Raw genomic sequence first — 22,103 nt, 5'->3', positions numbered from 1 at the left:
CTAATATAGGTCAACTCCGGGATTATTTAAACCACATATAAAGTGTAGGAACGTAAGGTAAGTAAAAATTTATGACCATTGCACTGGAACTTCAACAACTTAAAAAAACCTACCCTGGCGGCGTTCAGGCGTTGCGTGGGATAGATTTACAAGTCGAAGCGGGTGATTTTTATGCGCTTCTGGGGCCGAATGGGGCAGGAAAATCCACCACGATCGGCATTATCAGCTCGTTGGTAAACAAAACCTCCGGCCGCGTCAGCGTTTTTGGCTACGATCTGGCGAAAGATGTGGTCAATGCCAAACGCCAGCTGGGTTTAGTGCCGCAGGAATTTAACTTCAACCCGTTTGAAACCGTCCAGCAGATCGTGGTGAATCAGGCGGGTTACTATGGCGTCGAACGAAATGAAGCCATCATACGCAGCGAAAAGTACCTAAAGCAGCTCGATTTGTGGGAAAAACGTAACGAACGCGCGCGCATGTTGTCGGGGGGGATGAAGCGGCGCCTGATGATCGCACGTGCGCTTATGCATGAACCGAAACTGTTAATCCTTGATGAACCAACAGCAGGCGTCGATATCGAACTTCGCCGCTCAATGTGGGGTTTTTTGAAGGATTTAAACGACAAAGGCACCACGATCATTCTGACGACTCACTATCTGGAAGAAGCGGAAATGCTGTGCCGCAACATCGGGATTATTCAGCACGGAGAGCTGGTGGAAAACACCTCCATGAAAAACCTGCTCTCGAAGCTGAAATCAGAAACCTTCATTCTCGATCTGGCGGCTAAAAGCCCGCTGCCGAAGCTCGAAGGCTATCAGTATCGCCTGGTGGATACCGCCACCCTGGAAGTGGAAGTGCTGCGCGAGCAGGGGATCAACAGCGTATTCAGCCAGCTCAGCGAGCAGGGGGTTCAGGTGCTGAGTATGCGCAATAAGGCGAACCGTCTGGAAGAGCTGTTTGTTTCACTGGTTCATGAAAAACAAGGAGATCGCGCATGATGCAGCTTTACTGGGTCGCGCTGAAAAGCATCTGGGCCAAAGAGATCCAGCGCTTTATGCGCATCTGGGTACAAACGCTGGTTCCGCCCGTCATCACCATGACGCTCTACTTCATTATTTTTGGCAACTTGATCGGTTCGCGGATAGGTGAAATGCATGGCTTTAGCTACATGCAGTTTATCGTGCCGGGTCTTATCATGATGGCGGTGATTACCAACTCTTACGCCAACGTGGCGTCGTCGTTTTTTAGCGCCAAATTTCAGCGCAACATTGAAGAGTTGTTGGTTGCCCCGGTACCGACACATGTCATCATTGCCGGATTTGTCGGCGGCGGTGTGGCGCGCGGGCTGTGCGTCGGTGTGCTGGTGACGGCAATTTCGTTGTTCTTTGTGCCGTTTCAGGTTCATTCGTGGCTGTTCGTTGCGTTAACGCTGGCATTGACGTCGGTGTTGTTTTCGCTGGCCGGGTTGTTGAATGCCGTGTTCGCAAAAACCTTTGATGATATCAGCCTGATTCCCACGTTTGTACTGACGCCGCTGACCTATCTCGGCGGGGTATTTTACTCGTTGACGCTGCTGCCGCCGTTCTGGCAGGGGCTGTCGCATCTGAACCCGATCGTCTACATGATCAGTGGCTTTCGCTATGGTTTCCTCGGTATTCATGATGTTCCGTTGATCACTACGTTTGGCGTACTGGTGATCTTCACCGTCGCTTTCTACATGTTGTGCTGGTATTTGATCCAGCGTGGACGTGGGCTGCGTAGCTGATTTCACATTCCTCTCCCATTTTGGGAGGGGAATCCTTTGACGGTTGTCACCATTACCTATTGATTCCCCTGATAAACTACTTTCTTGCTAAGGAGGTAGGCAATGTTAGGTTGGGTCATTACCTGTCATGACGATCGTGCAGAGGAACTGCTGTATCGTCTGGAAAAGAAACACGGCCCGCAGGCGCAATGCCGCGCAGTGAATTTCTGGCGCGGATTAAGCACAAATATGTTGAGCCGCACGTTGTGTGACGCGTTGCATCAAACGGACTCCGGCGAGGGCGTGATCTTTTTAACCGACACGTCGGGCGCTGCGCCTTATCGCGTCGCGTCTTTGTTGAGTCATAAACATGCTCAGTGCGAGGTGATTTCCGGCGTCACTCTGCCATTGTTGGAAAAAATGCTGTCGTCGCGAGAGACAATGAGCAGCGTTGAGTTTCGCAATCAAATCGTTGCTCGTGGCACGTCTGAGGTGACAAGTCTCTGGCATCAGCAGCAAAAAAATCCCCCTTTTGTGTTGCTGCATGATTTGTATGAGTATTAGCCGTTGGTATTGAGGGGGGTTTTGTTACAATAGACAGGGTGTTCACCTCCCGGCTATTTCTCATGATCAAACACGGTTTTGTTCTCCTGTTGCTGCTGATTTCAATGGGGGCTGGCGCTGCGTTGCCTGCGCGTTATATGCAGACAACGGAAGATGCCGCCATCTGGGCGCAGATTGGCAACAACATGAAGAACGTGGGAACGCTTCGTGCGGGGCAGATAATCTCTGTTGAACCGATCGCCGCAGATTATTACGAATTCAAATTTGGTTTCGGCACCGGGTTTATCGATAAAGGCCACCTGGAGCCGGTGCAGGGTCATCAGAAAGTGGAAGATGGTCTGGGCGATCTTAATAAACCCCTCAGCAACCAGAACCTGGTCACCTGGAAAGATACGCCCGTCTATATTGCGCCGGATGCGGGAAGCGCGCCTTTCGGCATACTCGCAGAAAATCTACGTTATCCCATTTTGAGTAAGCTAAAAGATCGACTCAAGCAAACCTGGTATCAGGTCCGAATCGGTAACCGGCTTGCCTATGTCAGCGCGCTGGATGCGCAGGAAGATCACGGTATCCCCGTGCTCACCTACCACCATATTTTACGCGACGAAGAGAATACCCGTTTTCGCCATACCTCTACGACGACATCCGTGCGTGCTTTTAGTAACCAGATGACCTGGCTGCGGGACATGGGATATACCACGTTGACGCTGTACCAACTGGAAGGGTATGTGCGCAATAAGATGAATCTTCCGGCGCGCGCGGTGGTCATTACCTTTGATGATGGGCTGAAATCGGTCAGTCGCTATGCGTATCCGGTATTGAAGCAGTATGGCTTTAAGGCGACCGCCTTTATTGTTTCATCCCGTATTAAGGGTCGACCGCAGAAATGGGACCCCAAATCACTGCAATTTATGAGTGTTTCTGAACTGCAGGAGATCAGAGATACCTTTGATTTCCAGTCGCATACGCACTTTTTGCACCGGGTAGACGGTAATCATCGGCCGATTCTGCTCAGCCGCAGCTATCACAACATTTTTATGGATTTTTCACGTTCACGCCGCGCGCTGGCGCAGTTTAACCCACACGTACTTTATCTCTCTTATCCGTTCGGCGGCTATAACGCCACGGCGGTAAAAGCGGCTAATGATGCGGGATTCCATATGGCGGTCACGACGGTGAAAGGGAAGGTAAAGCCGGGGGATAATCCGTTCTTATTGAAACGTCTGTACATCTTAAGAACGGATTCGCTGGAAACAATGTCACGGCTGATCAGCAATCAGCCGCAGGGGTAACTCTGTTCAGGCAACTTGTACCGGGATCGCCTTCGCCGTGCGTTTCATTTCGTTGTCGCCCTCAAAGTAGGCCACTTTTGGCTGCCAGCGACGCGCTTCTTCGTCGGACATGCTCACGAAACTGGCGATAATCACAATATCGCCCACGCTGGCGCAGTGTGCCGCCGCACCGTTTACAGAGATAATTTTAGAGCCGCGTTCAGCCGCAATAGCATAGGTTGAGAAACGCTTGCCGTTGGTGACGTTCCAGATATCAATGGCTTCGTTTTCAAGAATGCCCGCCGCGTCGAGAAAATCCTGGTCAATAGCGCAAGAGCCTTCGTAATGCAGGTCCGCCTGAGTCACTTTCACGCGATGGAGTTTGCCCTGCAACATAGTGCGAATCATAACGTCTACCTTTCTACCATAACGATAACAAAGCTGATATTTCTAACAGCTTCAGGAAATTCCAGGCAGTATTGCCCGATTTTTAACCACTGTCTACTGGGTTAATGCAACGCTCTGATTGTCGATCAGACGCGCCTGACCCAGCCATGCCGCAACGAGGATGACCGCACGTTTGCTGGTATCCGTTAATTCCAGCAGGCTGTCAGCATCACGGATCTGAATATCATCAGCGCGGAAGCCTTTTTCGTTCAGCTCTTGCTCGGCAATGGCGATCATCTCTTCGCAGTCCCGATCTCCGGCCAGTAATTTCCCGGCAATCCCCTTCATGACTTTGTGTAAGCCCGGGGCGATTTTACGTTGTTCGGCCGTCAGGTAGCCATTGCGGGAGCTCAGGGCCAGACCATCTTTGGCACGGATGATGGGAACGCCCACGATTTCAATGTCGTAACCCATATCGGCAACCATTTTGCGGATCAGCGCCAGTTGCTGAAAATCCTTCTCGCCAAAGCAGGCGACGTCTGGCTGCACCAGGTTGAACAGTTTGCTGACGATAGTGGAAACGCCGCGGAAATGGCCTGGGCGACTGGCCCCTTCCAGCATGGTAGAGAGACCGGGTACGTCAACGTAGGTCTGGCCTTCAGTGCCCTGCGGGTAAATTTGGTCAGGGGCGGGAGCAAATACCAGATCGACTTTGCGCTTGTTCAGCTTTTCGCAGTCTTCCTGCAGCGTACGGGGATAACGCACCAGATCGTCCGGACGGTCAAACTGCATCGGGTTAACGAAAATACTGACCACCACGACGTCAGCGCGCGTTCTGGCTTCGTCAACCAGTTTCATATGACCATCATGCAGGTTGCCCATGGTTGGCACCAGTGCAACACGTTTGCCTTCCTGACGCAGACGACGGATATGCTGGCGTAGCAGCGGCAGGGTTTCAATAATTAACACAACAGGACTCCTTTAGTGGCCTGATTATCCGTAGGCCTGATAAGCGCAGCGCCATCAGGCATCTCTGCACAAATGCCGGCTGGCAACGCGGCCTACACGATCCAAACGTTGCTTAATGGAAACTGTGTTCTTCGCCCGGATAGACGCCGGACTCCACTTCGGCAATATACTGCCGCACGGCGGCGCGGATGTCGCCCGCTTCTGCCAGGAAATTTTTAGCAAATTTTGGAATATGCCCGCCGGTGATACCAAACGCGTCATGCATCACGAGGATCTGCCCGTCGGTGACGTTGCCCGCGCCGATGCCGATCACCGGAATGGAGAGCGCTTCCGTTACCCGCTTCGCCAGTTCGACCGGAACGCACTCCAGCACCAGCAACTGTGCGCCTGCCGCTTCCAGCGCCAGTGCGTCGTCGAACAGCGTCTGACCGGCATCGCCGCGCCCCTGAATTTTATAACCACCGAAGATATTGACTGATTGTGGCGTTAAACCCAGATGTCCGCAAACCGGTACCGCGCGTTCTGTCAGCATTTTTACGGTATCCACCAGCCACGCACCGCCCTCGATTTTGACCATGTTCGCGCCCGCGCGCATGACCACTGCAGCATTCTCAAACGCCTGTTCTGGCGTGGCGTAAGCCATAAACGGCAGGTCAGCCAGCAACAGGCTGTACGGCGCGCCGCGACGTACGGCGCGGGTGTGATAGGCAATGTCCTCGACGGTCACTGGCAGGGTGGAATCGTGGCCTTGTACCGTCATGCCAAGAGAGTCGCCCACCAGCATCACATTCAGCCCTTCATCGGCAAACAGTTTGGCGAAGCTGTAGTCGTACGCGGTAATGGTGGCGAAGCGTTTCTTCTCTTGTTTGTATTTCTGCAGTAAGGAGATGGTGGTCGGTTTCATAACATTTCCGGATAATGAAAGTATCATTATCCGGCATTCTAACAGCCGCAGTCAGGGGGGCAATTATTTTAAGGAAATGATTAACGCGTCCGCAGAACATGTTAAGCGGAGAGCCTAATTTACCAGTAGGAAGGTTTTTCTGCTGCCAGCAGGGTGAGTTGTTGACGCAAGGTGATGCCATCTGGAAACACCCACTCAGGCGCAATTTCAAACAGCGGCCACAGCATAAAGCCACGGTTTTTCATGTCATAGTGGGGAACAGTCAGACGTTCAGTGTTAATCACTTCATCGCCAAACAGCATGATATCGAGATCCAGCGTGCGCGGGCCCCAGCGTTCCGCTTTACGGACGCGTCCCTGCTGTAACTCAATACGTTGGGTATGGTCCAGTAGCGCTTCCGGCAGAAGCGTCGTTTCCAGCGCCACGGCGGCGTTCAGATAGTCGGGCTGATCCTGCGGTCCCAGTGGCGGAGTGCGGTAAAACGAGGAGAGTGCGACAATCCGGCTTTCCGGGATCTCTCCCAGCGCCTGAATTGCCGCATTGACCTGCTCCAGCGGAGAGGCCAGATTACTGCCAATTGCGATATACGCAAGGGTCATGCACTGCCCTCACGACGCGGAGCGCGTTTGCGTGGGCGACGATGACGTCGACGGGCGGCCGGTTCTTCATCCAGCTCGGTCAACATGCCTTTTTGCTCAGGGGGCGCAGAGACCTGGAACTCTCCCCACCACTGCGCCAGACGTTGCAGTTCTGCGTTGTTTTCCACTTCTGCGCGCAGAGCCAGTAAATCGTAAGCTGCTCGGAATTTAGGATGTTCCATCAGCTTCCAGGCGCGTTTACCCTGGCGGCGCGACATACGCAACTGGAGCTGCCAGATATCACGCGTGAGCGACGTCAGGCGTTTGGGGATCGCCAGCGAGCGGCACGCTTCGTCCAGCACATCATTCATGGCTAATGCAAACGCGTCGTAATAAGCCAGACCGCTCTCTTGCGCAATTTTCTGCGCCATCTCAAGCAACGGATACCAGAACATGGCGGCGAACAGGAATGCCGGGTTGACGCGCATATCATTGTGGATACGGCTGTCGGTGTTCTTCAGTACCTGCGCGATGATGCGTTCCATTGCGCTATCGCCGTTTTCGGTGAAGTAGCGCGTAATGGTCGGGAACAGCGGCTGGAACAGGCTGTACTCGCACAGTTTTTTATAGGTTTCAAAACCATAACCCGCCTGCAGAAGTTTCAGCGATTCTTCAAACAGACGCGCAGGAGGAATATCGTTGAGCAGTGTTGCCAGGCGTGGAATAGGCTCTGCGGTTTCCGGACTGATACGCATGTCGAGTTTTGCCGCAAAACGGACAGCACGTAACATACGTACGGGATCTTCGCGGTAACGCGTTTCCGGATTACCGATCAGGCGGATCACGCCGTCTTCCAGATCCTTCATGCCGCCGACATAATCACGCACGGTAAAATCAGCCACGCTGTAATAGAGGCTGTTGATCGTGAAATCGCGACGTTGCGCATCTTCTTCAATAGAACCGAAGATGTTGTCACGCAGCAGCATGCCGTTTTGTCCGCGCTGAGACGTGGTGCGGTCAATGTCGCTGCCTTCGTGATGACCACGGAAGGTGGCCACTTCGATGATTTCCGGGCCAAACATAACGTGGGCCAGACGGAACCGGCGACCGACCAGACGACAGTTGCGAAACAGTTTACGTACCTGATCAGGGGTGGCGTTGGTTGTTACGTCGAAATCTTTCGGCTTTTTGCCGAGCAGAAGATCGCGCACACCGCCGCCGACCAGCCAGGCTTCGTAACCCGCCTTATTGAGCCTGTACATTACCTTCAGGGCATTTTCACTGATATCTTTGCGGGAAATTCCGTGCTGTTCACGCGGGATCACCGTCATATGTGGACGGGCGACGACCAGTTCGGCCTCGCTCTCTTCGCGACTTAGCACTTTGCGGCAAAAATTAGCGACTCGGGTAAAAATAGTGCACCTCGGTAATGTCAAACTTCAATCAGGACAAAAAAATAGCGGCTAATCATAGCTCAGCATGACGCGTTTGAGAACGCTGAATTTACAATAGACGATGCAGGCACTGTCTCAAGCGTCCAGTTTTTCACCGCATATTGCAGCAATTCTTCCACATTCATGTCCTGCCATTCTAACGCGACGTTCTGACCCATGAAGCGTAACGCGTCAATGAGTACGGGGCGCGGATCGCCTTGCGGTAGCGCAGGTGCATGATTCTGCTTGGAGAGTTTAGCGCCTTGTTCGTTGAGCGCCAGCGGAAGATGAATATAGTCAGGCGCTTGCCAGCCGAATTGTTGGTACAACGAGATTTGTCGAACGGTGGGTTCGATTAAGTCCGCGCCGCGCACGATTTCAGTGATGCCCTGAAAATGATCGTCCACCACCACGGCCAGGTTATAGGCAAACAGGCCGTCGCGGCGATGAATAATAAAATCTTCTTGCGCCAGATGACGGTCCGCCTGGATATCCCCGCGCAGCCCATCATAAAACTGGGTGACGGGATGCTGTTGTTTAATACGCACGGCAGCGTGTTCTGGTCCATGGGCCAGAGTGCGGCAATGGCCGTCGTAAATCCCGCCAAGGCTTTGGATCCGGGCGCGCGAGCAGGTGCAGTTGTAGCTCAGACCTTGTTCAAAGAGCCAGGCCAGCGCTTCCCGATATGCATTATGGCGCTGGGATTGCCATAGTATGTCGCCGTCCCAGTGCAAACCGTAATGTTCCAGCTGACGCAGGATGGTTTCTGCGGCACCGGGAACTTCACGAGGAGGGTCAATGTCCTCAATGCGCACTCGCCAGATGCCGTCTTGCGAGCGCGCCCGTAGGTAGCTGCCCAACGCCGCGATCAACGAACCAAAGTGTAGCTCGCCGGAAGGGGAAGGGGCGAAGCGGCCAATATAGTGTGACTCTGTCATGTGTTAAGGAAAATAAAAAAATAAGGCGGGAGTGACTCCCGCCTGGATTGAAGGTGGTAAAAATGGCCGGGATTAACCCGCCATTTGTTTTTCGCGAATCTCAGCCAGCGTTTTGCAGTCGATGCACAGATCGGCTGTCGGACGCGCTTCCAGACGACGAATACCAATTTCTACACCGCAGGATTCGCAGTAGCCGAAATCTTCGTCTTCTACTTTCTTCAGCGTTTTCTCGATCTTTTTGATCAATTTGCGTTCACGATCGCGGTTACGCAGTTCAAGACTGAACTCTTCTTCCTGTGCGGCACGGTCCACCGGATCAGGGAAGTTCGCTGCTTCGTCCTGCATATGAGTTACAGTGCGATCGACTTCATCCCTAAGTTGATTACGCCATGCTTCCAGAATACGTCTGAAGTGCGACAGCTGGGCTTCGTTCATATACTCTTCGCCCGGCTTCTCCTGGTACGGCTCCACCCCAGCGATGGCGAGAATACTCAGGGACGATGTTTTACGGTTTTGCCCTTCTTGCATGTTGCTTCTCCTTAACACGCACTATCGATCCCCATGTTCGGGGGAAAAATCAGGTCGCTATAAATAGCAGATGCTTTTCCGGATAGCAATTATCTATACCTAACACTTGACAACCCTGTGAGGAAAAGCGTATTTGCGCACGCGGCCAGAATACTAATTAACCAGTTGTTTTTACCACTACAATGTGATGGGCAACGGTTCCTTAAGAGTCATGCCTTCGGCAGAAAGTTCCGCTTTATAAACCAGAATTTCTACCCCCTTTTGTTGTGCTTCAATCAGGAGTCGCGCATATTTTGCATCGATATGCCGCGCGGGTGAAAACCGAGTAATGGCTGTGTGCAGCACCGCAAATAATACCACCGCGCGATGGCCCGCAGCCGCTACGCTCATCAGTTCCCGAAGATGTTTCTGACCTCGTTCAGTAACGGCATCGGGAAAATAACCCTGCTCTTCTTCCGCCAACGTAACCGATTTTACTTCAATATAGCAGTCGGGTCGGGAATCTGCCTGTAACATAAAATCAATACGGCTACGTTCGACGCCGTATTTTACTTCGCTTTTCAATACACTGTAGCCTGACAATTCCGGCAGGTGGTTATTTTCTATTGCCTCTTTCGTTAATCTGTTTGCCCACAGTGTATTAACGCAAATGAATGCCCCGGACTGAGTTTCAGTTAATTCCCAGGTATGAGGATATTTTCGTTTCGTATTTTCTGACGCCGAATACCAAACGGTATCGCCAGCTGTCGCACAGCCGGTCATTGCCCCTGTATTAGGGCAATGTAACGTTAATTCGGCGCCGTCTGGCGTGATCACATCGGCTAAAAAACGCTTATAGCGCTGAATCAGCGTCGCGCGCTGTAAAGGGGGAGAGAATTTCATCTGATTTCCTTGGTTATTCGGCAAGCGTCCAGCGTTGTAGTGCGGAGTATCGTGTACGTCCTCGCTCGAACGAAGAGGCATAAAGGGAAAATTCTGTCACCGGAAACGACCAGCAAAAACCTGGCGGCGGAATCGCCACAGCATGACTGGCGTCGCGCAGCAGGGTGATATGCGGGTGAAAAGGTTGAGGACTTTGATAACAGCCGCTACGCGCAGCCTGCGCCCGCAGCATGTTGGCCAGCTGCAGCAGTCCCCGCGGCGGCTGGCGCATTCCCAGCCAGACGACGCGCGAACGTAGCCACTGGCCCGCGTCATCCAGTTTGAGCGTAAACCCCGGTTGACGAATGCGTCCGGCAAGCTGTGACAGCGCCTGTTGTTTATCCGGGCTTACCTCGCCCAGAAAGGCCAGCGTCAGATGCAGATTTGCACTGGCCAGCGGGCGACCATCCTCAGGGGCAAAATGGGCGGCGCGCCAGGTGATAATTTGCTCACGAACAGGGCCGGGCAATTCAATCGCAAAGAACAGCCGTTTTGGCTCAGTCATGATGGGTACTCGGTTATGAATTAACGCGATGCTACAATGCAGCGCGAAGAAAGTTAACCCTCTGGAGTCATTTGTGACGTCGTTGCCTGTTGCCGCCGTACTGCCTGAACTGCTCACTGCCCTTGATAGCGCCCCCCAGGTCTTACTGACCGCGCCGACCGGTGCCGGGAAATCAACCTGGCTACCGCTGCAGTTCCTGACGCATAAAGACATCCAGGGGCGGATTATCCTGCTGGAACCACGCCGTCTGGCGGCGCGCAATGTGGCGCAGCGACTGGCGGAACTCCTGAACGAAAAAACCGGTGAAACGGTCGGCTACCGGATGCGGGCGCAAAGCTGCGTGGGGCCGCAGACGCGGCTTGAAGTGGTCACCGAAGGCGTGCTGACAAGAATGATCCAACGCGACCCGGAGCTTAACGGCGTAGGGATGGTGATCCTCGATGAATTTCACGAGCGCAGTGTGCAGGCTGACCTGGCGCTGGCGTTGCTATTGGATGTGCAGCAGGGACTGCGCGACGATTTAAAACTGCTGATCATGTCCGCGACGCTGGATAACGACCGCTTACAACAGCTGCTGCCGGATGCGCCGGTGGTGGTCTCCGAAGGGCGCGCTTTTCCTGTCGAGCGCCGATACCAGCCACTGGCGGCTCAACTGCGTTTTGATGAGGCAGTGGCCATTGCCACGGCGGATTTACTGCGCAGCGAGTCGGGATCGTTGCTGCTGTTTTTACCCGGCGTAGGGGAGATCCAACGCGTACAGGAACACCTGACGTCACGCGTGGGGAGCGATGTTCTGCTGTGCCCGCTCTACGGAGCATTGTCGTTGGATGATCAGCGGAAAGCCATTTTGCCCGCGCCGACTGGTATGCGCAAAGTGGTGCTGGCAACCAATATTGCCGAAACCAGTTTAACGATCGAAGGGATCCGTCTGGTGGTGGACAGCGCGCAGGAGCGCGTGGCGCGTTTTGACCCGCGAACGGGGCTGACGCGCCTGATTACCCAGCGCGTCAGTCAGGCCTCCATGACGCAGCGGGCGGGACGTGCGGGGCGACTGGAACCCGGTATCTGTCTTCACCTACTGCCTAAAGATCAGGCACAGAGAGCGGCGGCGCAAAGCGAGCCGGAGATTTTGCAAAGCGATCTGTCGGGCGTGCTGATGGAGCTGTTGCAATGGGGATGCCACGATCCCGCCCAGCTCACCTGGTTAGATCTTCCGCCTGCGACCCATCTGCTGGCGGCTAAGCGGCTGTTACAGATGCTGAACGCGCTCGAGGGCGATCGCCTGAGCGCAACCGGTCAAAAAATGGCGGCGCTCGGCAACGATCCCCGACTGGCGGCGATGCTGGTTAGCGCCAGCAACAGCAGTGAAGCTGCAACGGCGGCGAAGCTCGCGGCGATACTTGAAGAGCCGCCGCGGGGAGGGAGCAGCGATTTAAGCGTCGCGTTTTCACGTCATCATCCTGGCTGGCAGCAGCGCAGTCAGCAACTTCTGAAACGCCTCAACGTGCGCGCCACGGAACCGGACAGCCGTCTGATAGCCCCGTTGCTTGCCCACGCATTTGCCGATCGCATTGCGCGTCGGCGAGGGCTGGACGGACGCTACCAACTGGCGAACGGGATGGGGGCAAAACTGGATGCCGATGACGCGCTGGGTCGCCATGAGTGGCTGATTGCGCCGCTCTTGTTACAAGGGAGCGCCTCACCGGATGCGCGTATTTTGCTGGCGCTGCCGCTGGAGATCGATGCGCTTATTCAGGCGTGCCCCACACTTTTACAGCAATCCGACACGGTTGAGTGGGATGACGCGCAAGGCACGCTGAAAGCGCTACGACGGTTGCGTATTGGGCAACTGACGGTAAAAGTTCAGCCGCTTGCCAAACCTTCTGAAGACGAACTGCATCAGGCGATGCTGAATGGCATTCGCGATAAAGGCTTAAGTGTGCTCAACTGGACGCCGGAAGCAGAGCAGCTACGGCTGCGTTTGCACTGCGCGGCAAAATGGCTGCCGGAGTACGCGTGGCCTGTCGTGGATGAGGCCTCTTTGCTGGCTAGCCTGGAGTCCTGGTTACTGCCGCAGATGACCGGTGTGCACTCTCTGCGTGGGCTGAAAGCAGTGAATGTCGGTCTGGCGTTACGCAGTTTACTGGACTGGTCTATGCTGCAACGTCTGGATAGTGAACTGCCTGCGCATTACACTGTGCCGACGGGAAGCCGGATAGCCATTCGCTATCATGACGATAACCCGCCTGCGCTGGCCGTCAGAATGCAGGAGATGTTTGGGGAAGCGCAAACACCTACTATTGCTCAGGGGCGCGTTCCGCTGGTGCTGGAGTTATTATCACCGGCGCAGCGACCGCTGCAAATCACGCGGGATTTAAGCGCGTTCTGGCAGGGCGCCTACCGTGAGGTGCAAAAGGAGATGAAAGGACGCTATCCCAAACATGTGTGGCCGGACGATCCGGCGAATACCGCGCCGACGCGGCGCACCAAAAAGTATTCGTAGTATTTGTAGACCGGATGCCATCCGGCACAAGAGCGGCAAAAATTGAGAGATTTCTTCTTCTGTCCTCTGGCGGAAGAACAGAGAATCAGGCCTTTGCGCCTGAACGTTGCGGAGAAAAAGCATGGCGGGGAATGACCGCGAGCCAATCGGGCGTAAAGGGAAACCGACGCGTCCGGTGAAACAAAAGGTGAGCCGTCGTCGACTCAGAGATGAAGAGTATGACGACGATTATGATGATGACTATGAGGATGAAGAACCGATGCCGCGTAAGGGTAAAGGCAAAGGCGGTAAGCCTCGTGGTAAGCGCGGCTGGGTCTGGCTGCTGCTAAAACTGTCGATTGTTTTTGTAGTGCTGATTGCCATTTACGGCGTCTATCTGGATCAAAAAATCCGTAGCCGTATTGATGGCAAAGTCTGGCAGTTGCCCGCGGCGGTCTATGGCCGCATGGTAAACCTTGAGCCGGAAATGCCGGTCAGCAAAAACGAAATGGTGAAGTTGCTGGAAGCGACCCAGTATCGTCAGGTGTCGAAAATGACGCGCCCTGGCGAGTTCACCGTACAGGCGAACAGCATTGAGATGATTCGTCGTCCGTTTGACTTCCCGGATAGCAAAGAAGGGCAGGTACGGGCGCGTTTGACGTTTGATGGCGATCATCTCGACACCATCGAGAACATGGACAACAACCGCCAGTTCGGTTTCTTCCGTCTCGATCCGCGCCTGATCACCATGCTCTCTTCACCGAACGGCGAACAGCGTCTGTTTGTACCGCGCAACGGCTTCCCGGATCTGCTGGTGGATACGCTGTTAGCGACCGAAGACCGCCACTTCTATGAGCATGATGGTGTCAGCCTGTATTCCATCGGGCGCGCGGTGCTGGCGAACCTGACGGCCGGACGGACGGTACAAGGGGCGAGTACGCTGACTCAGCAGCTGGTAAAAAACCTCTTCCTCTCCAGCGAACGTTCCTACTGGCGTAAAGCCAACGAAGCCTACATGGCGCTGCTGATGGATGCGCGTTACAGCAAAGACCGCATTCTCGAGCTGTACATGAACGAAGTGTACCTCGGTCAGAGCGGCGACAATGAAATTCGCGGCTTCCCGCTGGCGAGTTTGTACTATTTTGGTCGTCCGGTTGAGGAACTGAGTCTTGATCAGCAGGCCTTGCTGGTGGGGATGGTGAAAGGGGCGTCCATCTATAACCCGTGGCGTAACCCGAAACTGGCGCTGGAGCGTCGTAACCTGGTATTACGTCTGCTGCAGCAACAGCAGATCATCGACCAGGAACTTTACGAAATGCTGAGCGCGCGTCCATTGGGCGTGCAGCCGCGCGGTGGGGTGATCTCTCCGCAACCGGCGTTCATGCAGATGGTGCGTCAGGAGCTACAGGCGAAGCTGGGTGACAAGGTTAAAGATCTCTCCGGGGTGAAAATCTTCACGACGTTTGACTCTGTGGCGCAGGATGCCGCTGAGAAAGCCGCCGTTGAGGGGATTCCGGTACTGAAGAAACAACGTAAACTCAGCGATCTGGAAACCGCCATTGTGGTGGTTGACCGCTTCAGTGGCGAAGTGCGTGCGATGGTCGGCGGGGCGGAACCGCAGTTTGCCGGTTATAACCGTGCAATGCAGGCGCGCCGTTCCATTGGCTCGCTGGCGAAACCGGCGACCTACCTGACCGCGCTCAGTCAGCCGAAACTGTATCGTCTCAATACCTGGATTGCCGATGCGCCGATTGCCCTGCGTCAGCCAAACGGCCAGGTCTGGTCGCCGCAGAACGATGACCGTCGCTACAGCGAGAGCGGTAAAGTGATGTTGGTGGATGCGCTGACGCGTTCAATGAACGTGCCGACGGTAAATCTGGGGATGGCGCTGGGACTGCCTGCCGTCACCGATACCTGGCTGAAGCTGGGCGCGCCGAAAGATCAGCTTAATCCGGTGCCGGCGATGCTGCTTGGGGCGTTGAACCTGACGCCAATCGAAGTCGCGCAAGCATTCCAGACGATCGCCAGCGGCGGCAACCGTGCGCCGTTGTCGGCGTTACGTTCGGTGATTGCTGAAGATGGCTCGGTGCTCTATCAGAGCTTCCCGCAGGCGGAACGCGCGGTTCCGGCGCAGGCGGCCTATATGACGCTGTGGACCATGCAGCAGGTTATACAGCGTGGTACCGGACGTCAGCTGGGCGCGAAATATCCGGGACTGCATTTGGCCGGTAAAACCGGGACCACCAACAATAACGTGGATACCTGGTTTGCCGGTATTGACGGTAGCCAGGTCACGATTACCTGGGTGGGCCGTGATAATAACCAGCCAACTAAACTGTACGGCGCCAGCGGTGCGATGTCGATTTATCAGCGTTACCTGGCCAACCAGACGCCAACTCCGCTGGTGCTAACACCGCCGGAAGACATTGTGGATATGGGCGTGGATTACGACGGCAACTTTGTGTGCGGCGGCGGAATGCGTACGCTTCCGGTCTGGACCACCGATCCGGATGCGCTGTGCCAGCAGGGCGAGATGATGCAACAACCGCAAACGGGCAATCCGTTTGACCAGTCCTCTCAACCGCAGCAGCAACAACAGCAACCGCCGCAGCAGGAGAAGAAAGACGGTGACGGCGTAGCAGGCTGGATAAAGGATATGTTTGGCAGTAATTAAGGCTCCTAAAACCCGCTTCGGCGGGTTTTTTCTTTGCCGCACGGCAAGGCGATATCGCCTGATTTATTAACCCCTTCTTTTCATCTGGTTATTTCTTAACCCCTCAGTTTTCTTAGGGTCGCGTATCGCTTGCGATCTCGCCAGTATTTCGAATATTATGCTGCGGCATAATAATAATTCTCGTTTACGTTATCATTCACTTTTCATCAGAGATATACCAATGGCGCGTTTCAAAACTGCTCAGCCAACCTACTCGCTGCGTAAAATCGCAGTCGTAGTAGCCACAGCGGTTAGCGGCATGTCTGTCTATGCACAGGCAGCGGTTCAACCGAAAGAAGAAACCATTACTGTTACTGCCGCACCTGCTCCGCAAGAAAGCGCATGGGGGCCTGCAGCCACCATCGCAGCACGACAGTCCGCTACGGCGACCAAAACGGATACCCCGATTGAAAAGACGCCTCAGTCTATTTCCGTGGTGACCGCCGAAGAGATGGCGCTGCATCAGCCTAAATCTGTAAAAGAGGCGCTCAGCTACACGCCTGGCGTTGCCGTGGGCACCCGTGGCGCGTCCAACACCTATGACTACCTGATTATCCGCGGTTTCGCAGCCGATGGCCAAAGCCAGAATAACTATCTGAATGGCCTGAAGATGCAGGGTAACTTCTACAACGATGCGGTGATCGACCCCTATATGCTGGAGCGCGCGGAAGTGATGCGCGGTCCGGTTTCCGTTCTGTACGGAAAGAGCAACCCGGGCGGCTTACTGAACATGGTCAGCAAGCGTCCAACCACGGAGCCCCTGAAAGAAGTTCAGTTTAAAATGGGCACCGACAACCTGTTCCAGACCGGGTTTGACTTCAGCGATGCGCTGGATGACGATGGCGTTTACTCCTATCGTTTAACCGGCCTGGCGCGTTCCGCCGATGCGCAGCAGCAGGGCGCGGAAGAGCAGCGCTATACCATCGCGCCGTCTTTCTCCTGGCGTCCGGATGACAAGACCAACTTCACTTTCCTCTCTTACTTCCAGAACGAGCCGGAGACCGGTTACTACGGCTGGTTGCCAAAAGAGGGGACCGTGTCTGAATTGCCTAACGGTAAACGTCTGCCTACCGATTTCAACGAAGGTGCTGACAACAATACCTACTCTCGTAACGAGAAAATGGTTGGCTACAGCTTCGATCACGAATTTAACGACACCTTTACCGTGCGTCAGAACCTGCGCTTTGCGGAAAATAAAACCTCGCAAAACAGTGTCTACGGCTATGGCGTCTGCTCCGACCCTGCGAACGCGGGCAGCAAACAATGTGCGGCGCTGGCACCGGCAGACAAAGGCCACTACCTCGCGCGTAAGTACGTTGTTGATGATGAGAAATTACAGAACTTCGCTGTTGATACCCAGTTGCAGAGCAACTTCGCGACCGGCGACGTCGATCATGTCCTGCTGACTGGTGTTGACTTTATGCGTATGCGTAATGACATCAACTCCTGGTTCGGTTATGACGACTCTGTTCCGCTGCTGAACCTGTACAATCCGGTGAACGGCGACTTCGATTTTAATTCGAAAGATCCGGCCACCTCTGGTCCTTATCAGGTGCTGAACAAGCAGAAACAGACGGGTTTGTATATTCAGGATCAGGCTCAGTGGGATAAAGTTCTGGTAACATTGGGCGGTCGTTATGACTGGGCCGATCAGGAGTCGTTCAACCGCGTTTCCGGAACGACCTCTGAGCGTGATGACAACCAGTTCACCTGGCGTGGCGGTGTAAACTACCTGTTCGATAACGGTGTGACACCTTACTTCAGTTATAGCGAATCGTTTGAACCGTCTTCACAGACTGATGCGCAAGGCAATCTGTTTGCCCCTTCAAAAGGCAAACAGTACGAAGTCGGCGTGAAGTATGTACCGAAAGATCGCCCGATCGTGATTACCGGTGCCCTGTATCAACTGACGAAAACCAACAACCTGATGGCTGACCCGTCGGGTTCATTCTTCTCGGTTGACGGTGGTGAGATTCGTGCGCGTGGCGTTGAGATCGAAGCGAAAGCGGCGCTGTCAGCGAGTGTCAACATCGTCGGTTCATACACCTATACCGATGTTGAATACACGACAGACACCAAATACAAAGGCAACACGCCTGCACAGGTGCCGGAACACATGGCGTCACTGTGGGGGGATTACACCTTTTATGATGGCGCATTGTCTGGTCTGACGCTGGGTACCGGGGGACGTTTTAGCAGCTCAAGCTATGGTGACCCGGCAAACTCCTTTAAAGTGGGGAGTTATGCCGTTATGGATGCGTTAGTACGCTACGACCTGGCTCGCGTGGGTATGGCGGGTTCCAACGTGGCGCTCCACGTCAACAACCTGCTTGATCGTGAATACGTTGCCAGCTGCTTCAACACGTATGGTTGCTTCTGGGGCGCGGAACGTCAGGTTGTTGCAACCGCAACCTTCCGTTTCTAATTTCTCTTAGGGCACGGCTTTCCGTGCCCGCTATACAAGTTGGCCGCTATGCAGGAAAACACAACCCATCCCGACACGACGTTTGCGTTACGCAGTGTCTCCTTTCGCGTGCCTGGGCGCACGCTGCTGCATCCTCTTTCTCTTACTTTTCCTGTCGGCAAAGTGACCGGACTTATCGGGCATAACGGCTCAGGTAAATCCACCCTGCTGAAAATGCTGGGGCGACATCAGCCGCCTTCGGAAGGTGAGATTCTGTTGGATGAGCTGCCGCTCGAAAACTGGAGCAGTAAAGCGTTTGCGCGCAAAGTCGCTTACCTGCCCCAGCAGTTGCCGCAGGCTGAAGGGATGACGGTGCGTGAACTAGTCGCGATTGGGCGTTATCCGTGGCATGGCGCATTGGGTCGTTTTGGCGTGGCCGACAGAGAGAAAGTGGAAGAAGCCATTGCGCTGGTCGGTTTAAAACCGTTGGCGCATCGGCTGGTGGATAGTCTTTCCGGTGGCGAACGTCAGCGGGCATGGATAGCGATGCTGGTGGCGCAGGATAGTCGCTGCCTGTTGCTTGATGAACCCACCTCGGCGCTGGATATTGCGCATCAGGTTGATGTGCTGGCGTTGGTGCACCGTTTAAGCCAGCAGCGCGGCCTGACCGTGATTGCCGTGCTTCATGATATCAACATGGCTGCGCGCTACTGCGACTATCTGGTCGCGCTGCGTGGCGGTGAAATGATTGCGCAGGGAACGCCTGCCGAACTGATGCGTGGTGAAACGCTGGAACAGATTTACGGCATCCCGATGGGGATTTTACCGCACCCTGCGGGCGCCGCACCTGTGAGTTTTGTTTATTAATGAGTGGGTTATATCCTCTTTCTCGCCGTCGCTTATTAACCGCGATGGCGCTTTCTCCGTTGCTCTGGAAAATGGGGCAGGCGCGCGCCGCCTCAGTCGATCTGCAGCGTATCGTGGCGCTGGAATGGCTGCCGGTAGAGCTTCTGTTGGCGCTGGGTATTACACCTTACGGCGTGGCAGATATTCCTAACTACCGTTTGTGGGTTAACGAACCGCCGTTGCCGGATTCCGTGATTGATGTGGGCCTGCGTACTGAGCCGAATCTGGAACTGCTGACCGAGATGAAACCCTCCTTTATGGTCTGGTCGGCAGGATACGGCCCTTCGCCTGAGAAGCTGGCTCGTATTGCGCCAGGGCGTGGGTTTAACTTCAGCGACGGCAAAAATCCCTTATCAGTGGCGCGCCAGTCGCTCACGGAGATGGCGCAACTTCTCAATGTAGAACCCGCAGCCCAACGCCATCTGGCGGAGTTCGACAGCTTTATTGAAAGCCAGAAAACACGCTTTACGCAGCGCGGGGAGAGACCGTTGCTGATCACGAGCCTGCTGGATTCGCGTCATATGCTGATCTTCGGGCCGAACTGCCTCTTTCAACCGGTGCTGGACGAGTATGGCATTCGTAATGCCTGGCAGGGTGAAACCAATTTTTGGGGAAGCACCGTGGTAGGTATTGATCGTCTGGCGGCCTATAAAGAGGCTGATGTTGTCTGCTTTGATCACGGTAATCACCGTGAGATGGAAGCATTGATTGCCACACCGCTGTGGCAGGCGATGCCGTTTGTGCGTGCCGGGCGTTTTCAGCAGGTGCCTGCGGTCTGGTTCTATGGTGCAACGCTTTCAACCATGAGTTTTGTTCGTATTCTGGGTAATGCGCTGGGAGGCAAGGCGTGAGTAAACGTTTTGCGCTGTTTCCGGCGTTATTTCTGTCGGTGCTGCTGATTGTCGCCGCCGGACTAACCTGGACTAACTTCTCGATTGCGCTACCGCGTAGCCAGTGGCTGCAGGCTGTGTGGTCACCCAATATTGATGTGGTTGAGCAGATGTTGTTCCACTACAGCTTGCTGCCGCGTCTGGCGATCTCTTTGCTGGTGGGCGCCGGGCTGGGTCTGGTGGGCGTACTCTTTCAACAGGTGCTGCGTAACCCGCTGGCGGAGCCGACGACGTTGGGTGTGGCAACCGGTGCGCAACTGGGGATCACCATCACCACCCTGTGGGCGCTCCCCGGCGCATTGACAACGCAATTCGCCGCACTGGCGGGAGCCTGTGTCGTCGGTGCCGTGGTGTTTGGCGTCGCGTGGGGTAAACGTCTGTCCCCGGTAACGTTAATCCTCGCCGGGCTGGTCGTCAGCTTGTATTGCGGGGCAATCAATCAACTGATGGTCCTTTTCCATCATGATCAACTGCAAAGTATGTTTCTCTGGAGTTCCGGGACGCTGACGCAAACGGACTGGGGCGGCGTGCAGCGTCTGTGGCCGCAGTTGTTAGGCGGGGTGATGCTCACCTTGCTGCTGTTACGCCCTATGACCCTGATGGGGTTAGACGATGGCGTGGCGCGTAATCTGGGACTGGCCTTGTCGCTGGCGCGGCTGGCGGTGCTGTCACTGGCGATTGTGCTCAGTGCGCTACTGGTGAACGCGGTGGGGATTATCGGTTTCATCGGTCTGTTTGCGCCGCTGCTCGCGAAAATGCTCGGCGCGCGGCGTCTGCTGGCGCGTCTGATGCTGGCACCGCTGATTGGGGCGCTGATCCTCTGGCTTTCCGATCAAATCATTCTCTGGCTGACGCGGGTGTGGATGGAAGTGTCCACCGGGTCGGCAACCGCGCTGATTGGCGCGCCGCTGCTTCTGTGGCTGCTGCCGCGCCTGCGTAGCATGAGCATGCCGGCGATGAATGCGAATGACAGGATTGCAGCCGAACGACAGCATGTGCTGGGTTTTGCACTGGCTGGCGGCGTGGTGTTGCTGGCGGTGGTGATTGTGGCGCTCTCGCTAGGGCGTGATGTACACGGCTGGACGTGGGCCAGTGGCGCAATGCTGGATGAGTTAATGCCCTGGCGCTGGCCACGTATTCTGGCCGCAATGATTGCCGGTGTGATGCTGGCGGTCGCCGGGTGCATTATTCAACGCCTGACCGGAAACCCGATGGCGAGCCCGGAAGTGTTGGGGATCAGCTCCGGTGCGGCGTTTGGCGTGGTATTAATGCTGTTTCTGGTGCCGGGAAATGCGTTCGGCTGGCTACTGCCTGCCGGAAGTGTTGGCGCGGCAGTGACGTTGCTGATCATTATGATCGCCGCGGGGCGCGGAGGGTTCTCTCCACACCGTATGTTACTGGCGGGGATGGCGCTCAGTACGGCATTCACCATGCTATTGATGATGTTGCAGGCAAGCGGCGATCCGCGAATGGCGGAAGTGTTAACCTGGATCTCAGGTTCGACTTATAACGCCTCGGGTGAGCAAGTGCTGCATACCGGGATCGTGATGGTGATTTTGCTGGCGATTGCGCCGCTGTGCCGTCGTTGGCTGACTATCTTACCGTTAGGCGGCGATACCGCACGGGCTGTGGGGATGGCGCTGACGCCTTCGCGCATTGGCTTGCTGATGTTGGCCGCGTGTCTGACGGCGACGGCGACGATGACCATTGGTCCGCTGAGTTTTGTCGGACTGATGGCGCCACACATTGCGCGGATGTTAGGTTTTCGTCGGACGATGCCGCATATGATTATGTCGGCGCTGGCGGGGGGCGTGCTGTTAGTCTTCGCTGACTGGTGCGGCAGGATGGTACTGTTCCCGTATCAGATCCCGGCGGGATTACTGTCGACGTTTATTGGCGCGCCGTACTTTATTTATTTGTTGAGAAAGCAGAGCCGATAATAATGCGACACGCTTAAATGTTGTAT

Annotated in this window: 19 protein-coding genes; 10 read left to right on the top strand and 9 right to left on the bottom strand. The window is 55.0% G+C overall.

What is annotated here, in order from left to right; translation table 11 throughout:
* Positions 1-71: 71 nt before the first annotated feature.
* The 4 genes from P2W74_RS18870 (at position 72) to P2W74_RS18855 (ending at position 3,600) form a co-directional block, all read left to right on the top strand.
* On the top strand, positions 72-998 hold the full coding sequence (locus tag P2W74_RS18870; protein WP_203358898.1) for an ABC transporter ATP-binding protein: 927 nt from the start codon (positions 72-74) through the stop codon (positions 996-998).
* On the top strand, positions 995-1,765 hold the full coding sequence (locus P2W74_RS18865) for an ABC transporter permease (RefSeq protein WP_276292806.1): 771 nt from the start codon (positions 995-997) through the stop codon (positions 1,763-1,765). Before P2W74_RS18870 ends, P2W74_RS18865 begins: the two co-directional genes overlap by 4 nt.
* 102 nt (positions 1,766-1,867) lie before the next feature.
* Positions 1,868-2,308, top strand: coding sequence for a PTS sugar transporter subunit IIA (locus P2W74_RS18860; protein ID WP_276292805.1), 441 nt, complete (start codon positions 1,868-1,870; stop codon positions 2,306-2,308).
* 62 nt (positions 2,309-2,370) lie between these two features.
* Complete coding sequence (locus P2W74_RS18855) at positions 2,371-3,600, top strand: polysaccharide deacetylase family protein (protein ID WP_276292804.1); 1,230 nt, start codon at positions 2,371-2,373, stop codon at positions 3,598-3,600.
* Positions 3,601-3,606: 6 nt separating this feature from the next.
* Here the strand turns inward: P2W74_RS18855 and panD are convergent, their stop codons facing one another.
* The 9 genes from panD to thpR all read right to left on the bottom strand — a co-directional run bounded on the left by panD (position 3,607) and on the right by thpR (position 10,742).
* A complete protein-coding gene (gene panD, locus P2W74_RS18850; protein WP_203358894.1) occupies positions 3,607-3,987 on the bottom strand; it encodes an aspartate 1-decarboxylase in 381 nt (126 codons plus the stop codon).
* A 93-nt stretch (positions 3,988-4,080) separates the two neighbouring features.
* On the bottom strand, positions 4,081-4,935 hold the full coding sequence (panC, locus tag P2W74_RS18845) for a pantoate--beta-alanine ligase (protein ID WP_276292803.1): 855 nt from the start codon (positions 4,933-4,935) through the stop codon (positions 4,081-4,083).
* A gap of 112 nt (positions 4,936-5,047) precedes the next feature.
* Positions 5,048-5,839 (bottom strand): 3-methyl-2-oxobutanoate hydroxymethyltransferase, encoded by a 792-nt coding sequence (panB, locus tag P2W74_RS18840; RefSeq protein ID WP_276292802.1) that lies wholly within the window; start codon positions 5,837-5,839, stop codon positions 5,048-5,050.
* Between the two features lie 119 nt (positions 5,840-5,958).
* The gene (folK, locus tag P2W74_RS18835; protein WP_276292801.1) at positions 5,959-6,438 is read right to left on the bottom strand and encodes a 2-amino-4-hydroxy-6-hydroxymethyldihydropteridine diphosphokinase; all 480 of its coding nucleotides are present in this window, start codon (positions 6,436-6,438) and stop codon (positions 5,959-5,961) included.
* Positions 6,435-7,832, bottom strand: a complete 1,398-nt coding sequence (pcnB, locus tag P2W74_RS18830) for a polynucleotide adenylyltransferase PcnB (protein WP_276295225.1) — start codon at positions 7,830-7,832, stop codon at positions 6,435-6,437. The genes folK and pcnB overlap by 4 nt, the downstream gene beginning before the upstream one ends.
* 59 nt (positions 7,833-7,891) lie before the next feature.
* The gene (gene gluQRS, locus P2W74_RS18825) at positions 7,892-8,788 is read right to left on the bottom strand and encodes a tRNA glutamyl-Q(34) synthetase GluQRS (protein ID WP_276292800.1); all 897 of its coding nucleotides are present in this window, start codon (positions 8,786-8,788) and stop codon (positions 7,892-7,894) included.
* 72 nt (positions 8,789-8,860) lie between these two features.
* Positions 8,861-9,316: an RNA polymerase-binding protein DksA gene (dksA, locus tag P2W74_RS18820; protein ID WP_003829221.1), complete on the bottom strand. Its 456-nt coding sequence runs from the start codon at positions 9,314-9,316 to the stop codon at positions 8,861-8,863.
* Between the two features lie 177 nt (positions 9,317-9,493).
* A complete protein-coding gene (gene sfsA / locus P2W74_RS18815) occupies positions 9,494-10,198 on the bottom strand; it encodes a DNA/RNA nuclease SfsA (protein WP_276292799.1) in 705 nt (234 codons plus the stop codon).
* Positions 10,199-10,211: 13 nt separating this feature from the next.
* Positions 10,212-10,742, bottom strand: coding sequence for an RNA 2',3'-cyclic phosphodiesterase (gene thpR / locus P2W74_RS18810; RefSeq protein WP_276292798.1), 531 nt, complete (start codon positions 10,740-10,742; stop codon positions 10,212-10,214).
* 73 nt (positions 10,743-10,815) lie between these two features.
* Here thpR and hrpB point away from each other — a divergent pair, with 73 nt between their 5' ends.
* The 6 genes from hrpB (at position 10,816) to fhuB (ending at position 22,077) form a co-directional block, all read left to right on the top strand.
* Positions 10,816-13,245 (top strand): ATP-dependent helicase HrpB, encoded by a 2,430-nt coding sequence (gene hrpB / locus P2W74_RS18805; RefSeq protein ID WP_276292797.1) that lies wholly within the window; start codon positions 10,816-10,818, stop codon positions 13,243-13,245.
* A gap of 121 nt (positions 13,246-13,366) precedes the next feature.
* Positions 13,367-15,898 (top strand): bifunctional glycosyl transferase/transpeptidase, encoded by a 2,532-nt coding sequence (mrcB, locus tag P2W74_RS18800; RefSeq protein ID WP_276292796.1) that lies wholly within the window; start codon positions 13,367-13,369, stop codon positions 15,896-15,898.
* 220 nt (positions 15,899-16,118) lie between these two features.
* Positions 16,119-18,362 carry a ferrichrome porin FhuA gene (gene fhuA / locus P2W74_RS18795; protein WP_276292795.1) on the top strand — a complete coding sequence of 748 codons (2,244 nt, stop codon included), beginning with the start codon at positions 16,119-16,121 and terminating at the stop codon, positions 18,360-18,362.
* Between the two features lie 48 nt (positions 18,363-18,410).
* Positions 18,411-19,208, top strand: coding sequence for a Fe3+-hydroxamate ABC transporter ATP-binding protein FhuC (gene fhuC, locus P2W74_RS18790; RefSeq protein ID WP_276292794.1), 798 nt, complete (start codon positions 18,411-18,413; stop codon positions 19,206-19,208).
* On the top strand, positions 19,208-20,098 hold the full coding sequence (gene fhuD / locus P2W74_RS18785; protein WP_276292793.1) for a Fe(3+)-hydroxamate ABC transporter substrate-binding protein FhuD: 891 nt from the start codon (positions 19,208-19,210) through the stop codon (positions 20,096-20,098). The genes fhuC and fhuD overlap by 1 nt, the downstream gene beginning before the upstream one ends.
* On the top strand, positions 20,095-22,077 hold the full coding sequence (gene fhuB / locus P2W74_RS18780; RefSeq protein ID WP_276292792.1) for a Fe(3+)-hydroxamate ABC transporter permease FhuB: 1,983 nt from the start codon (positions 20,095-20,097) through the stop codon (positions 22,075-22,077). Before fhuD ends, fhuB begins: the two co-directional genes overlap by 4 nt.
* The last annotated feature ends 26 nt before the right edge of the window (positions 22,078-22,103 follow it).

The organism is Citrobacter enshiensis (genome assembly GCF_029338175.1).
GTDB classification, from domain to species: Bacteria; Pseudomonadota; Gammaproteobacteria; order Enterobacterales; family Enterobacteriaceae; genus Citrobacter_D; species Citrobacter_D enshiensis.
This window is presented reverse-complemented; position numbering and strand designations above follow the sequence as displayed.

Excerpts from the sequence above, each read along its gene's own strand:
- dksA (WP_003829221.1), bottom strand. The coding sequence starts at position 9,316 with ATGCAAGAAGGGCAAAACCGTAAAACATCGTCCCTGAGTATTCTCGCC.
- folK (WP_276292801.1), bottom strand. The coding sequence starts at position 6,438 with ATGACCCTTGCGTATATCGCAATTGGCAGTAATCTGGCCTCTCCGCTG.
- P2W74_RS18870 (WP_203358898.1), top strand. The coding sequence starts at position 72 with ATGACCATTGCACTGGAACTTCAACAACTTAAAAAAACCTACCCTGGC.
- panB (WP_276292802.1), bottom strand. The coding sequence starts at position 5,839 with ATGAAACCGACCACCATCTCCTTACTGCAGAAATACAAACAAGAGAAG.
- P2W74_RS18855 (WP_276292804.1), top strand. The coding sequence starts at position 2,371 with ATGATCAAACACGGTTTTGTTCTCCTGTTGCTGCTGATTTCAATGGGG.
- panD (WP_203358894.1), bottom strand. The coding sequence starts at position 3,987 with ATGATTCGCACTATGTTGCAGGGCAAACTCCATCGCGTGAAAGTGACT.
- sfsA (WP_276292799.1), bottom strand. The coding sequence starts at position 10,198 with ATGAAATTCTCTCCCCCTTTACAGCGCGCGACGCTGATTCAGCGCTAT.
- gluQRS (WP_276292800.1), bottom strand. The coding sequence starts at position 8,788 with ATGACAGAGTCACACTATATTGGCCGCTTCGCCCCTTCCCCTTCCGGC.
- P2W74_RS18860 (WP_276292805.1), top strand. The coding sequence starts at position 1,868 with ATGTTAGGTTGGGTCATTACCTGTCATGACGATCGTGCAGAGGAACTG.
- fhuA (WP_276292795.1), top strand. The coding sequence starts at position 16,119 with ATGGCGCGTTTCAAAACTGCTCAGCCAACCTACTCGCTGCGTAAAATC.
- mrcB (WP_276292796.1), top strand. The coding sequence starts at position 13,367 with ATGGCGGGGAATGACCGCGAGCCAATCGGGCGTAAAGGGAAACCGACG.
- fhuD (WP_276292793.1), top strand. The coding sequence starts at position 19,208 with ATGAGTGGGTTATATCCTCTTTCTCGCCGTCGCTTATTAACCGCGATG.
- fhuC (WP_276292794.1), top strand. The coding sequence starts at position 18,411 with ATGCAGGAAAACACAACCCATCCCGACACGACGTTTGCGTTACGCAGT.
- thpR (WP_276292798.1), bottom strand. The coding sequence starts at position 10,742 with ATGACTGAGCCAAAACGGCTGTTCTTTGCGATTGAATTGCCCGGCCCT.
- P2W74_RS18865 (WP_276292806.1), top strand. The coding sequence starts at position 995 with ATGATGCAGCTTTACTGGGTCGCGCTGAAAAGCATCTGGGCCAAAGAG.